The sequence below is a fragment of the Snodgrassella sp. ESL0304 genome (genome assembly GCF_013344995.1).
GTDB classification, from domain to species: Bacteria; Pseudomonadota; Gammaproteobacteria; order Burkholderiales; family Neisseriaceae; genus Snodgrassella; species Snodgrassella alvi.
In genome coordinates, this window is sequence record NZ_JAAEDR010000013.1 from 40,688 (window position 1) to 55,613 (window position 14,926).

Annotated in this window: 13 protein-coding genes; 5 read left to right on the forward strand and 8 right to left on the reverse strand. The window is 39.9% G+C overall.

Going from position 1 to position 14,926, the window contains the following annotated elements; translation table 11 throughout:
• Positions 1 to 995 precede the first annotated feature (995 nt).
• Positions 996 to 1,298, reverse strand: coding sequence for a hypothetical protein (locus tag GYX91_RS05955; RefSeq protein WP_100126317.1), 303 nt, complete (start codon positions 1,296 to 1,298; stop codon positions 996 to 998).
• Between the two features lie 798 nt (positions 1,299 to 2,096).
• Between GYX91_RS05955 and clpB the strand changes: the two genes are divergently transcribed.
• The 3 genes from clpB (at position 2,097) to GYX91_RS05970 (ending at position 6,738) form a co-directional block, all read left to right on the forward strand.
• Positions 2,097 to 4,670 (forward strand): ATP-dependent chaperone ClpB, encoded by a 2,574-nt coding sequence (gene clpB, locus GYX91_RS05960; protein WP_174830193.1) that lies wholly within the window; start codon positions 2,097 to 2,099, stop codon positions 4,668 to 4,670.
• 177 nt (positions 4,671 to 4,847) lie between these two features.
• A complete protein-coding gene (locus GYX91_RS05965) occupies positions 4,848 to 6,167 on the forward strand; it encodes a serine hydrolase (protein WP_202983730.1) in 1,320 nt (439 codons plus the stop codon).
• Between the two features lie 97 nt (positions 6,168 to 6,264).
• Positions 6,265 to 6,738, forward strand: a complete 474-nt coding sequence (locus GYX91_RS05970; protein ID WP_084551208.1) for a CYTH domain-containing protein — start codon at positions 6,265 to 6,267, stop codon at positions 6,736 to 6,738.
• Between the two features lie 44 nt (positions 6,739 to 6,782).
• On the opposite strand, the gene prmB is transcribed toward GYX91_RS05970, so the two are convergent.
• The 4 genes from prmB to GYX91_RS05990 form a co-directional block, all read right to left on the reverse strand.
• A complete protein-coding gene (prmB, locus tag GYX91_RS05975; protein WP_078475784.1) occupies positions 6,783 to 7,688 on the reverse strand; it encodes a 50S ribosomal protein L3 N(5)-glutamine methyltransferase in 906 nt (301 codons plus the stop codon).
• Positions 7,689 to 7,765: 77 nt separating this feature from the next.
• Positions 7,766 to 8,272, reverse strand: a complete 507-nt coding sequence (locus tag GYX91_RS05980; protein ID WP_144363193.1) for a type IV secretion protein Rhs — start codon at positions 8,270 to 8,272, stop codon at positions 7,766 to 7,768.
• Positions 8,273 to 8,276: 4 nt separating this feature from the next.
• Positions 8,277 to 8,789: a DUF2062 domain-containing protein gene (locus GYX91_RS05985; RefSeq protein ID WP_144363194.1), complete on the reverse strand. Its 513-nt coding sequence runs from the start codon at positions 8,787 to 8,789 to the stop codon at positions 8,277 to 8,279.
• Between the two features lie 237 nt (positions 8,790 to 9,026).
• Positions 9,027 to 9,650 (reverse strand): Smr/MutS family protein, encoded by a 624-nt coding sequence (locus tag GYX91_RS05990; protein ID WP_084551285.1) that lies wholly within the window; start codon positions 9,648 to 9,650, stop codon positions 9,027 to 9,029.
• A 167-nt stretch (positions 9,651 to 9,817) separates the two neighbouring features.
• Between GYX91_RS05990 and ubiM the strand changes: the two genes are divergently transcribed.
• Complete coding sequence (gene ubiM / locus GYX91_RS05995) at positions 9,818 to 11,032, forward strand: 5-demethoxyubiquinol-8 5-hydroxylase UbiM (protein ID WP_174830195.1); 1,215 nt, start codon at positions 9,818 to 9,820, stop codon at positions 11,030 to 11,032.
• Between the two features lie 76 nt (positions 11,033 to 11,108).
• Here ubiM and pyrF read toward each other — a convergent pair whose 3' ends face one another.
• The 3 genes from pyrF to GYX91_RS06010 all read right to left on the reverse strand — a co-directional run bounded on the left by pyrF (position 11,109) and on the right by GYX91_RS06010 (position 13,590).
• Complete coding sequence (gene pyrF / locus GYX91_RS06000; protein ID WP_174830197.1) at positions 11,109 to 11,837, reverse strand: orotidine-5'-phosphate decarboxylase; 729 nt, start codon at positions 11,835 to 11,837, stop codon at positions 11,109 to 11,111.
• A 225-nt stretch (positions 11,838 to 12,062) separates the two neighbouring features.
• On the reverse strand, positions 12,063 to 13,247 hold the full coding sequence (gene lapB, locus GYX91_RS06005) for a lipopolysaccharide assembly protein LapB (protein ID WP_174830199.1): 1,185 nt from the start codon (positions 13,245 to 13,247) through the stop codon (positions 12,063 to 12,065).
• A gap of 1 nt (position 13,248) precedes the next feature.
• Positions 13,249 to 13,590, reverse strand: coding sequence for a lipopolysaccharide assembly LapA domain-containing protein (locus GYX91_RS06010; RefSeq protein ID WP_025330836.1), 342 nt, complete (start codon positions 13,588 to 13,590; stop codon positions 13,249 to 13,251).
• Between the two features lie 329 nt (positions 13,591 to 13,919).
• On the opposite strand from GYX91_RS06010, the gene GYX91_RS06015 reads away from it, so the two are divergent.
• Positions 13,920 to 14,843: a branched-chain amino acid transaminase gene (locus tag GYX91_RS06015; RefSeq protein WP_041879414.1), complete on the forward strand. Its 924-nt coding sequence runs from the start codon at positions 13,920 to 13,922 to the stop codon at positions 14,841 to 14,843.
• The last annotated feature ends 83 nt before the right edge of the window (positions 14,844 to 14,926 follow it).

Genomic DNA, 14,926 nt, shown 5'->3' on the forward strand with positions numbered 1-14,926 from the left:
AGGTTCGACAGTAATCGGTTAAGCGTAGGTTTGAAGCTTCGATTTCCATTGCATGCGTACTTGGGTTCGCGCGAATCGTTCACAATCACGACTAGGGCGCATTCGCGGAACGTCTTTACCTTCGATTAATGAATGCGCAAGGCTTCGCAGTCTTGTTTCTCTGTTCGATGGGTCGATATACCGCTTCAAACTTATTTACAAAGTTAGCAGGTCTTGTCGCGAGCTTCGATCAACGAAACTTCAGGTTAACTGCCTAGTCGTTCTCCCTACCGATGCACTATAGACTTGCCATTGTCTTTCTATCATGTCCGTCAGCTACGCGCACCACTTATACCCAGATTCTCCCAACGATGCGCAGAGGCAGTCTTTCTGCACCGTTTACGGCATGCCGTCCTATGCTAATCAACTTTAACAGACTAAATAATTATAAAACGGATATATTACTACGATAATTTTATTCAAATTTCATTTATCTAGCTTAAAGTCGAAGATAAAAAATAAAATACTGCATTGAATTACACATTAAAAAGGAAAGTAGATTGTAAAAAAGCTAAGATAAAGACTGATAAGCCTTAAGCAAAACCTTTAACCTGCTGATCACAGTTATTTCCAAAATATTAGAATATTTTATAAGAATAAGTCTAAGTAAATTGCATAATGAAATAAATAATTTTTACCACTCATTTCACTATTCTTGGTTGGCAATATTTCTGCCAATTATCAAAAAAATTTTTGATATTAATGCTTTAATGGGATAAATAGCAGAAAACTGCATAGACTGTCTTAGCTAGAAAATATTAGTAGAAATGACTACTCTATACGAAAGATTATCTACTTATAAAAAAACTAAATTCTTACTATAGTTTTTAAAAGATACAGCAAATAATTGTGATATGTAAAATAAAAGTTTTGCGTCGATATCATGAAACTTTTATTTTACAATTTTAACATACATATCATAGACATATTTTTTATACTCTACCATGTGAAACTAATTAACTATTTCCGAAATCATGATGCTTGATTCGCTGATAGTTATACCAGTTTGTTTGATTTGACATCAAATTAGGTTGATTTTGTTGTAGTTCAGTATATTTGGAATTACCATCTTTCAGCTCGGGATTATCTTCAGTACTACTGGATCCTGAAGATAAACTTGTCTGAACATGTTGCTGAAACTCCATTTTCCGGGCTTTTTTATCCAGCATTGATATATGAATTTCTGTATCATAAATGCTTTTCAGTTCGAGCAATTTTTGATAAGTAGCAATCAACTCTTTATTATCAGGAGTTCGCATGATTTGCCCTTCAAGAAATTCACGGCATTTATTAAACTCTTCAGTTCTCATGGCTAATATATTAAAAAAAATCTCAATATCTAAATTTTACACCATTTACAGAAATTAGCATTGAAAAATTGAATTAATATTCAAGTTATTCAGATATTATTGATATAAATATCTGATATTACATTCGTTAAAAATTTATCTTTATTCTCACAAACACAGAAATAGAGAAATTTAAAATTCTGAATTAAAATTTCAAGTACTTTTTTCTCAAAACATTAGAGATATAAGCTAAACAATTGCACAAAAATTAATCACGCTTAAATTGGATTGATTCACCTTGTTTTTTTATAGTTATCCACAGATATACTCACAAAATTTGTGAAATTCTGAAGGACTTTGAAATGATAGTAAAGGCTGAATAATAAAAATAACCAATCATATATATTTGTTTTTAAAACATTTTTAATTTATTAAGCAAATTGAAAAAGTAAAACAACATAATTGAAATTCAAGTTCAGTAGCTTTAGATATTTTGAATTAAAAGCATCCTGACAAACGCTCACAATTTCTATTTGTATAGATTTTGTTTCAATAATATTGATGATGCACTATAAAATTATACAAAGTAGGAAATTGAGACTTGAATTCTTCAATAAACATAAATAAAAAATATAAGTATATTTAGGTTGATTTTTTTAGAAATCAATAAATTAAATTTAATCAAAATATTTATTCATACTGGTACTTGACATTAATTTTCTGATACCAATATATCTGTTAATGAAAATATAACTAAAGGAAATTTTGATGAGATTCGATAAGCTTACCGCAAAGTTTCAGCAAGCTTTACAAGATGCACAAAGTCTTGCTTTAGGACAGGATGCTGGTTATCTGGAAGCCGTATTTATATTGAAGGCTTTACTGAATGATAATGATAGTGGCTGTGCTGCTTTACTTACCCAGGCTGGTGCAAATGTTGCACAGGTTAAACAGCAGGTTGACTCTACTATTAATGGTTTACCCAGAATATCCGGTCAGGGGGGTGAAATTCTACCCAGTACTGAATTGCAGCACATTCTCAATCTGATGGATAAAGCTGCTATTAAACGTAATGATGCTTATATTGCCAGCGAGTTGTTTTTGCTTGGTGCTGTTCAGGAAAACGGACAATGCGGACGTATTCTGAAACAGGCTGGTGTTACAGAAGATAAATTGAATTCGGCGATAGATGCCGTTCGCGGAGGCGCAAGTGTGGATAATCCTAACGCAGAAGATCAACGAGAAGCATTGAAAAAATATACAACCGACCTGACTGAAAAAGCACGTTCGGGTAAGCTGGATCCCGTAATCGGGCGAGATGATGAAATCCGGCGCACTATTCTGGTGCTTGAACGGCGTACTAAAAACAACCCTGTACTTATCGGTGAACCGGGTGTAGGTAAAACTGCCATTGTTGAAGGTTTGGCTCAACGAATTGTGAATAATGAAGTTCCGGATTCTTTGCGAAATAAGCGTTTGCTTTTGCTGGATCTGGCTAGTTTGATTGCCGGTGCAAAATTCCGGGGTGAATTTGAAGAACGTCTGAAAGCAGTACTTAATGATCTGGCTAAAGACGAAGGCAATACCATTATTTTTATTGATGAAATACATACACTGGTAGGAGCTGGTAAAGCCGATGGTGCTATGGATGCAGGTAATATGCTCAAGCCGGCTCTTGCGCGGGGTGAATTGCATTGCATCGGCGCGACAACATTGGATGAGTATCGTCAATATATTGAAAAAGACCCTGCTCTGGAACGCCGTTTCCAGAAAGTATTGGTAAAAGAACCAACAGTTGAAGATACCATTGCCATTTTACGTGGCTTACAGGAACGCTATGAAATCTATCATGGTGTAGAAATCACTGATCCGGCAATAGTAGCTGCTGCTGAATTATCTAATCGTTATATTACCGACCGTTTCTTACCAGATAAAGCCATTGACCTGATTGATGAGGCTGCATCATTAATTAAAGTTGAAAGCCAGTCTATGCCTGAAAGTATGGACAAGCTTAAACGCCGTGAAATACAGCTGGAAATTGAACGCGCATCTCTGGTGAAAGAAGATGATGAAGCCAGCAAAAAACGTCTGGCACTGCTAGATGAAGAGCTGGATAATGTTAAGCGTGAGTTTGCTGATCTGGATGAAATCTGGAAAGCGGAACGAGCCAAAGCTCAAGGCAGCGTTACAATTAAAGAGCAGATTGATCAGCTAAAAGTTAAGATGGATGCGCTTAAGCGTAATGGTAAATGGGAAGAAGTGGCCAAGCTCCAGTATGAAGAATTACCCCGGCTTGAATCCCAGTTACAGGCTGCTGACAACGGGCAACAGAATAATCAGCCTAACAAGCTGTTACGCACTAAAGTAGGCTCAGAAGAAATTGCCGAAATTGTTTCGCGTATGACCGGTATTCCGGTATCCAAAATGATGGCCGGTGAACGGGAAAAACTATTGAGAATTGAAGAAGTATTGCATGAACGTGTAGTGGGACAGGATGAAGCTGTACGCGCTGTAGCAGATGCAATCCGCCGCTCACGCTCCGGTTTATCAGACCCGAATAAACCATATGGCAGCTTTTTGTTCCTTGGCCCCACCGGTGTGGGTAAAACTGAGTTGTGTAAAACTCTGGCAAGCTTTTTGTTTGATAGCGAAACCCATCTGATTCGGGTAGATATGTCGGAATATATGGAAAAACATTCCGTTGCGCGTTTAATTGGTGCGCCTCCCGGCTATGTTGGTTATGAAGAAGGCGGTTTTTTAACTGAGCAGGTACGCCGCAATCCTTATAGTGTGGTTTTGCTGGACGAAGTCGAAAAAGCTCATCCGGATGTATTCAATATTTTGCTACAAGTTTTGGATGATGGTCGTTTAACTGACGGTCAGGGACGTACAGTTGATTTCAAAAATACGGTTATCGTTATGACTTCCAATATTGGCAGTCAGGAAATCCAGAAAATGGAAAGCGATGATTATGCTGCGATTAAGGCAGTAGTAATGGATGAAGTTAAACAATACTTCCGCCCTGAACTGATTAACCGTATTGATGAAGTTGTTGTATTCCATAGTCTTAACCAATCCAATATTCGTGCTATCGCTAATATCCAGCTTGCTGGTCTGCGTCAGCGTCTGGAAAAAATGGATTTACATTTACAGGTTGATGATGCCGCTTTGGATGTACTGGCTAAGGTGGGATTTGATCCGGTCTATGGCGCACGTCCTCTGAAACGGGCCATTCAGACTGAAATCGAAAATCCATTGGCTAAAGAATTACTGGCTGGAGACTATGCTCCTAACAGTACAATTATGTTAACGGCTCAGGATGGTATTTTGACTTTTGCCTGATTATTAATTGAGAAACCTGCTGTAAAGCAGGTTTCTTTTTAATTTCAAATCAGCTTTATATATTTGTTTTATATAATTAATAAACCAAAATCATTGAAATTATCACTTTAAATATTGGTGGCATTTATAAGCTTATAAGATACCTGATAATAATTTAGATGATATACAGAATATTTTATGAAAATGATAAATAAAACTTTTAAAACTGCTTTATTAACTCTGTGTTTAACTACCAGTTTTAACATTCATGCAGCAACTACGCCAAATAGCTGTAAATCATTAGGTCTCAACAATTGCCCTGCTCCATTGGACAAAAAATTACCGGATGTCAAAAACATGTTAAGCTGGAATCAGCAACAACGGGCAATTGGCTTTCGTAATGACTATCGCTCTTATCCCGGTGATGTTTTTCACGCTGCTCATGGCCTGCCACTGCCCAGAGCGCCTCAAAATCTGTCTAATGTAAATTATCAGATTCATGGTCAGTCATATCTGCTAAAAGATTATTTAAGGCGTAATAATGTAACTGGAATGATGGTAATTAAAGATGGCAAAGTAGTATGGGATTATTACGCCAATGGTAATAATCCTACTACACTTTGGACATCACGCTCAGTGGGTAAATCGGTGGTTTCTACACTTGTAGGTATTGCTCTTAAAGAAGGTAAAATCAAATCGCTGAATGATGAGATAGTGAAATATAATCCTGATGTGCGGGGAACAGCATGGGAGCACGTGACAATTCGTCAACTGCTTCAACATACTTCTGGTGTGAACTGGAACGAAGATTACACTGATCCGAAATCTGATTTTTCACAACTTACTCAATGTGAGGCCAATCCTAATACTTATACGTGCGTTAACAGTCTGGTAAAAGCACCCGGCCGCAAGTCATATGCTAAACCCGGTAAAGCATGGTCTTATTCATCCGGTGGTGCATGGCTGCTAGGAGACACACTGGAAAAAGCAACTGGTGAAAGTATTGCCCGATATCTACAGAATAAAATCTGGCAACCATTCGGTATGAACAGAGATGGTGTGTGGCACAGTTATACCGTGGGACAACATGATGTGGGTGCACACGGATTTAATGCCACGCTTGAAGACTGGGGTAAATTTGGCCTCTTCGTGATGAATAATGGTACGCTGTCAGATGGCAGGCAAATATTACCTAAAAACTGGGTTAAAGATTCCCGTAACTGGAATCAGGCGAAAAATTCAGTCAGCAAACTGCATCCGGAAGGAAGTTATGGCTATGAATGGTGGAATAATAGTGTACCGGCTACTGTAAATGATGTTTCTCCAAAAACAGGGCTGAACAGTCAGGACAGCATGTGGGCTTTAGGAATTTACGGACAGATTATTATGGTTAATCAGAAACAGAAGCTGGTTATTGTGCAATGGTCTACCTGGCCTAAAGCTGAGCCCTCTTTTCTGGAACAGCCACTGGAAGCATCTTTAATGTTTAATGCAATTGCTAACAGACTTGCATCCTAACTGTTATTATTTAGTTTGACACAAATCTGTGCACCAGTTTACTGCCAAACAGTTTCTGGTGCTTTTTAGCATATAGGTTAATTCACAAGATTTTATTATGGCACAGGAAATTGAACGTAAATTTCTGGTAGTAGGCAATGCGTGGCGGAATCTGGCATCAGCTAAATATCTTTGTCAGGGCTATTTATCGACGGTTAAAGAACGAACCGTACGTATCCGTATTTGTGATGATAAAGCATGGATAACGATTAAAAGCACAAATCGTGGCATTACTCGTACTGAATTTGAATACTCAATTCCGGTTGCAGATGCCAGACATATGCTCACTCATATGGCAGAGCAGCCAATAATTGAAAAATATCGTTACCGCATACCTTTAAATGGACTTAACTGGGAAATTGATGAATTTTTAGGTGTAAATCAAGGCCTGATTGTGGCTGAAGTTGAATTAAACCACACTGATGAGCATATTATTTTTCCTGACTGGATAGGACAGGAAGTATCGGATGATCCCAGATATTACAATAATAATCTGGTCAGAAAGCCTTTTACATCGTGGCAGAATTCTTAATTTGCAGACTTCTGAACAATCTAACCAGATATATCACAGTTAATCTACGCTTCACCTAATAATTGTTCGCGTGTCAGCAAAAAGACAAAACCATCTCCGCCACTGGTAGGCATCCAGGTAAATGGTAATTCCGGAAATGCCTGCTCCAGTACTTCGCGATTATGCCCGATTTCAACCAGCAATACCCCTTTTGGGTTAAGATATCTGGCAGCCTGCTGAATAATCTGCCGAGTAGCATCCAAACCATCAATCCCACTTCCTAATGCCAGTTCTGGCTCATGCAGATACTCTTCTGGCAATTGTGCGACTGATTCGGCATCTACATAGGGCGGATTTGACACGATTAAATCATAAGTTGTATCAATACCGGTAAACAGGTCGGTATGAATCAGATTGATTCGATCCTCTAATCCATAGTCTTCAATATTCATACCTGCTACTTCAAGCGCATCAAGGCTGATATCTACTGCATCAATCATCGCATCCGGATAAATGTCCGCCATCTGAATAGCTAGTGCACCGCTGCCCGTGCATAAATCCAGTGCTCTGTGTACCAGTTCATCATATTCAATCCATGGATGAAGCGGTGCACCTAAAAGCTCATAAATAAATGAACGCGGCACGATTACTCTTTCATCAACATAAAATTCATATGCTCCCTGCCATGCCTGATGGGTAAGATAAGCCACTGGTATGCGTTCACTGGTACGGCGCTGAACAAGCTGTAACAGCAGTGACTTTTCTGTGTCGAGCAAACGGGCATCAAGAAACGGCTCTAATGTGTCCAGTGGCAAATGTAAGGTATGTAAAATCAGGTAGGCAGCTTCATCATAGGCATTATCATTTCCATGACCAAAAAATAATTCTGCCTCTTGAAACTGACTTACAGTAAAGCGTAAAAAATCACGTACAGTATGCAGTTGCTGCGCTGCTGCTTCAAATACAGACATGTATCACTCCGGCAATAAAACAAGTGTGAATTATAACAGTTAAAAAGTTATCTAAAATAACCGGCCAAAGCCGGCTGTTAATAATGCGGTAACAGACTACGATTATCCGGATGTCTGATAAGCGGTTTAAGCAAGCGACGAAAATCCACCTGTGAATGCTGATACCGTTTATCACCGTTTAATGCCAGAAAATAATGCTGTACTATATTCGCCTGTTGCTCCATATTCAGCTGATTAAGGCTGATAATTGTTTCCGGAGGCGGATACCGGTAGGCACGCGCCTGATAGTAGCCTGCTTTAAGTGCAAGACAAACTCCGGCAAATAAAATTGGAAAACCATGCTGGCTTTGCCAGACATGCATAAGCTCATGCATCAGCCAGCCTTGCATGCTCAAATCCGACTGAGTAAAATCATCAACATAATATGCCGCCGGAAAAATAATATGATTTCCGCATGTTATGGCAGCATGCGGATGTACTAGCCACCATGCATCACATACTATCTGCACTTTTGTCCAGTCTGCTGCATTACCCAGAAACTTTCTGACCAACCTCAACTCGTTATCCGTTAATGATCTTTGCATGTCTTTATTTCTGAATGGTGGTCACCTGTCTGCGGGCAAACCACTGCCAGCCATTCCAGACCACAATATATCCGAGGGTTGCGAGTATCATGCCCAATACTGGCACACCCAAAAGTAAAGGCTTACCAAACTGAATCAACCATTGCCATAATTCAGTCCCGAGATGACCTAATTTAAACTCTGGCAGTTCAGGCATGGCTTTGCCCCACTGACCATATAATAAGCCCTCACCAATCTGATAAGCACAGTAATATAAGGGTATATAAGTTAGCGGATTCGTATACAGTGTAGTTAAAAGTGCCACGGGTAAATGTGTGCGTACCACATAAGCCACTATCAGAGCGGTAAGCATTTGGGTAGGTACGGGCATGAGACCACAAAACATGCCAACAGCTACAGCAGAGGCAGCACGTTCTCGATTGAGCTGCCAGTAGTATGGCCTGTCAAACCAGCGTGCAAATGGTTTAAACCATGGAGACGAAAATAATGATGCCTGTGTTGGCATTTTTTGCCGCATATACTGAATCCATTTGGTCAGGCTAATGTTTATCATCTTGCCGAGACCAATTTTGAAAATTACCAATACAGATTTTTATACTAAAAAACATAACCTATTTTTTTAATTATAAATCAAACAAAAAATCAGACATTTTCTATGATAATAACTTAATACTAATATCCGGTTTAACCTGATTCTGTTGATTTTCACTTTTATTTTATGCTGAGGGGTTAAGACAGGTACTTAAACACAAATTTATTCCCGTTCAAACGCACGATGCTTCTTTTTAACCAGCACATATACTGCACCATCATTACGCTCATTTGGCTGGGCATAAGCCAGCACTTCGGGGTGTGCCATTAACCAGCGGCGTACAAGTGTTTTCAATACAGGCTGATAATCCTTTGATCCCAGTCCGCTGCCATGAACTATTTCACCTACTACTCCATATTGCTGAATATAATCTATAAATTCATTCAGTACTTCCTGGGCCTCATCCTGACGATAGCCATGTAAATCCACATAAGCTACGATAGGCCATTGCTTCGCCTGCAGGCGCTTAATATCAGCCGTACCGCGACCATTTTTACTGAATACTGGCGGTGCAGTATCATTCTGATTTTCACCAACATAAAAATAGCTGCTTTCGTCTGTTGATTCTTCCTGACGGGTTCGCAATTTAATCGGGCTGGTATCACGCGGATGCTGAAACTGATTTCTTGCCTTTAATGGCGTAATATCTTTTCCGATCGCTTCAGCAAAATTGACATCTGCCTGGCGCTTTTGTACTTCTTTTGCCTGCTGCTCTTCTGCCAGACGTTTCGCTTTAGCCTGTTTACCCAGTTGCTGCAATTGATCCTGAAATGAGTTTTTAACCATTTGTATAATCATTCATATATAAATCCTATTACCATGATTTTAACAGAGCAATAATTTAAGGGTTAAGCTTGACGTTTATTAACTTTCTTTCAAACGGATATAGGATTCAAGTTCATTTTCAGTTATTCTAACGCTGTATTGAATATATTCATTCAGGAATGGATTTTATGGCAGCAAATAATGTGTCTTCACACTCAGATAAAGAAACTGATGTCATTATCGTCGGAGCCGGACCTGCTGGTTTAAGTCTGGCACGCGCTTTAGCTCCATCAGGGCTTTCAATTACTGTAGTTGAAAAACAGGAAATGGCTGTACTGGCGCACCCGCCTTTTGATGGCAGGGAAATTGCTCTGACACATTATTCAAAGGAATTAATGCAGCAGTTAGATATGTGGGACAAAATTGCACCAGATGAAATTTATCCTTTGCGTGATGCTAAAGTAATTAACGGCTATTCTAACTATCAGCTCCATTTTGAACAGCCAACAATGGCTCGCGGCAAACCGGCCAATACACTGGGTTTTTTAATCAGTAATCATAATATCCGGCGTGCTGCATACGAAGCAGTCAAAGCCTTTAATAATGTAAATATTATTACTGGCCATAGTATTATTGATGTAAAAAATGATCATGCAAATCAAATTGAAGCCAAGCTGGATGATGGCCGGCTAATCAAAGGGAAATTACTTGTTGCTGCCGATAGCCGTTTTTCCAACACACGCCGCCAGTTGGGTGTTTCGGCTCAGATTCATGATTTCGGGCGTACAGTAATTGTTTTCCGAATGCAGCATACATTGAGTAATCAGCATACTGCACTGGAGTGTTTCCATTACGGGCGTACTCTTGCTCTGCTGCCACTTGAAGAAAATCTCACTAATTGTGTTGTTACTATTAATAATGAACATGCAGGAGACATTCTAGCCATGTCTCCTGCTGAGTTGGCCGCAGATATTACCCAACAGCTCAAAGGTAAACTAGGTGAGATGCATTTGGTTAGCACTGTTCATCATTACCCGCTTGTCGGCGTCCATGCCAATGCATTTTATGCTCAGCGCAGTGCGCTTATTGGAGATGTGGCAGTTGGTATGCACCCAGTAACAGCTCATGGTTTTAATCTTGGACTAAGCGGAGTAGGCATATTGTCCAAACTGATTAACGAAGCCGTCTCTAAAGGAAAAGATATTGGCAGTCAGACATTACTGGCTCAATACCAGAGACAGCATATGCCTCATACCCGGATTCTGTATCACGGAACTAACGCTATGGTGTCTTTATTTACTAACGACAGCCACCCTGCCCGACTGATGCGTTCACTGGTATTGCGTATCAGCAATAATCTGCCTCCGGTGAAAAAACTGATTAGCAAACAGCTAACCGGATAATCCAATTTATACAACCAATAAAATAGCTGCTAACTATATATGTGTTAGCAGCTATTTTTTATCAAAATTTTTCTGCTTAAATCAGACCGTTATTAATTTGTTGTAATAGCTCAATCGGGTTCTGACTTTGCGTTACCGGTCTGCCCATTACCAGATAGCTGCTGCCTGCTGCTAAAGCTGCTTTTGGAGTCATAATACGCCGCTGATCATCTGTAATTGAATTTTGTAATCTGATACCGGGCGTAACCAGTAAAAAATCCTGCTCGAGCTGTTCGCGTAATAAAGATGCTTCCTGAGCAGAACAAACCACGCCATCAAGACCGGATTGCCGGGTTAATTCAGCCAGACGAATAACAGCTTCATCTATAGATGAGTTTATACCGGTTTCTGCCAGTTCATTCTGAGTCATACTGGTTAATACCGTTACTGCAATTAATAATGGCGGCTGGCTGCAATTACTAACAGCTTCAGCAGCAGCTTCCATCATTCTTCGGCCGCCCGATGCATGCATATCTACCATCCACACGCCCATATCAGCAGCCACTTTACAGGCAGACGCTACGGTATTGGGAATATCATGGTATTTTAAATCAAGAAAAATCCGATAGCCTTGTAATACAAGCTGCTCAACCAGATAGCGACCAGTAGCAGTAAATAGTTCTTTACCTATTTTAAGCTGACACAAATCCGGGTCCAACTGACGAACAAAATCCAGCGTTGTTTCAGCATTGGCAAAATCCAGTGCCACAATGACAGGTTTAGCTTTCTGATTCATTAAAGTAGTATCAAGCATCAATGGATTCATATTACGCAAGTCATCATTCAATATTGTCTTTAACAATACACATATATGTATATTGCTAAAGACTTATTCATAGAAATCATTTAATTATGATATTAAACTCTAATTTAATATCATATTATTTTTAAAAGGCAATTATGATTTTAAAAAATCATTTGTAACTGATTGTGTGCAGAATTTCTGTACATCAAACCAAATATTCAGCAACTGATAAGACTTATCAGCCAACTATACATCAATACGATTTGGCGTAAATGTTTCCCATTTATTACAAGCCGGACAATGCCAGAAGAATACCTGAGATTTAAAATGACAATGGCGGCAACGGTACATCACAGATTTTTGCATCTGCATGCCCACTACTGAACGCATCATATCAACTTCGGCTTTCCACTTCGAACTGATAGTATTTTGTAAAACGCCGAGTAAACGGTAAGTTCCGGTCAGAGTAGGCTTACGCCGCACCAGATCAATAACAATTTCGGTAGCTCGGTCTTCACCATATACAGGTAAAGACTTTTCATATATCACACCAGATAAATCCAGCTGCGGAAACGTCTGGGCAAAACCAATCAGAACTTCCAGACCGTCTGCGGCTTTATTCATTCCATCATAGGCATCATATAAACGCTCACCTACCAGACTGAGATATTCATAATTCTGTTTTTCAATAGCGCTATAAGCATCTACAGCAGCCTGAAAATTTTGTTGTTTCAGTTCAACATCACCCAGAATCATATTAGCCCGGCTGCATTTGCGATTGACAGCCAGAGCCTGAAAAATATACTCACGTGCTTTATTGTACTCAGACTGATACAAAGCCAGCTGAGCTAGCTCACAGTAAAACTGAGCAATTTCAAATTGATAAGCCTGGTCTCCGGTACTGAGTTCTTCTGCCAGCTTAATGGCTTTTTCCCAGTCCCGATCCTGCTGATAAATATTCAGCAATATCTGCCGTGCCTGTCTGGCTTTACTGCCATTGAGCAAACCAACCAGAATCTGCTCGGCACGGTCTACCAGACCGGCGGCCTGATAATCCTGTCCAAGCTCGAAAGCAACAATATCACGACGTTCTGCGATAGTTTCCGGCAGCTCCAGTAATTTCTGATGTAAAGCGATGGCCTTATCATTTTCACCACGCTGACGGTACAACTTCCCTAATGTCAGATGCAGCTCATACGTGCTTTGACGGGCATCATTTTGCTGATCGACAACCTCAGCCAGTTCACGTACTGCAACCGCACTTTTATTCTCAGCCAGAGCATCCAGACTTTTATAAAATCCTTCCGGAATGGCTTTCGCCTGTTTCAGCACAGCCCGCATATCTACCCGGGCAGCAAACCAGCCCATAGCAAAAAATACAGGTAACAAAATAACCGGTGCCAGCCACATCCAGAAATCATTACTATCCATATTAATTATTTACTTTCTTCTGATCAGAATTACCGGATTGTGACTGAGTAGCAGTAGTGGCAAGATTTTCAGTATGTACTGCCTGAGCGGCTGCCTTAATTTGTTTATCAAGCTTAGCCTGTAACTGATTGACCTGACTGCGCAGACGTAATAACCGCCCAAACATGGCAAACACACCAAAAACAGCACCAATAATAAAAAATATCAGTAATAGGACAATTAATGGCAAATTAACAGTTTGTCCGGGTAAATAATTGAATGCAGTCATTTGTGTATTGCTTACAGCAAGCAGCAACAATATCAGCAACACCACTATTTTTATTAATGCATAAATAATTTTCATACTTATTCACCTTACTCTGTACTGTTTTCTGAAGATTTAATCAGACGTCAGATACAAGCCGGATTATTGAGGAAGCAACACAGTTTAAACGATTTCACGCCTTTTTAGCAAAAACTGCCCCCTGCTTTCAGCATTGGCAAGCAAAACTGGCAGTGATAATATTTACTTTTACATAAAGTAACAGCAGCTATTGGCTAAAGATAAGACCAACAGCTGTTGTTACCATTATTTTTTGTACTGCCTAGTCACCAATCCTGCCTTGCCCTATCCATTGCAACACAGGGTTCCGGCCACCGCAGCTTAATGTCTTATTTTGGAGAAGTTTTATTATGTCTATGGCCGACCAAGACGGTTTTATCTGGTTTAATGGTAATCTTGTTGAGTGGAGAAATGCTCAAACTCATGTTTTAACTCATACATTGCATTATGGTATGGGGGTTTTCGAAGGCGTACGTGCTTATGAAACGCAAAACGGAACAGCCATTTTCCGTTTACAGGATCATACTAAACGTCTGTTTAACTCCGCCAAAATTACTGGCATGCATCTGCCATTCACAATGGAAGAAATCAATCAGGCTCACATTGAAGTAGTTAAAGCCAACAAACTGGCTTCCTGCTATTTTCGACCTATGGCTTTTTATGGTTCAAACAAACTGGGTGTAGCACCAGATCAAAATGATGTACAGGTAATTGTGGCTGCCTGGCCATGGGGAGCCTATCTTGGCGAAGAAGGTATGCAAAAGGGTATTCGCGTGCAAATCAGCTCGTTCACCCGTCATCACCCCAATATCACCATGATTAAAGCCAAAGCCAATGGCAACTACATGAATTCTATTATGGCTAATACCGAAGCTACCCGTAATGGCTATGATGAAGCAATAATGCTGGATTCAAACGGTTTTGTTGCTGAAGGATCCGGGGAAAACATATTTATCGTCAATGATGGCAAACTTTACACACCGGCTCTGGATGCAGCTTTGGATGGGATTACCCGGCGTACAGTAATGGCTATCGCAGCTGATATGAATTTAACCGTTACTGAAAAGCATATTACCCGTGATGAAGTTTATTGCGCAGACGAAGTATTCTTTACAGGCACGGCAGCTGAAGTCACACCTATCCGTGAAGTTGACGGTCGCGTAATTGGTTGTGGCTCCCGCGGTACGTTGACTACAGAGATTCAGCAGCGATATTTTGACATTGTTCATGGCAAAAATACCAAATATGAATCCTGGCTGACTTATATCATTTAATTATCTGAATAAAAGGCCTGATTACAACATTATTTGCTGTAATCAGGCCTGTTTTGTATGATTAGCTCTCAGCTCAACCAAGG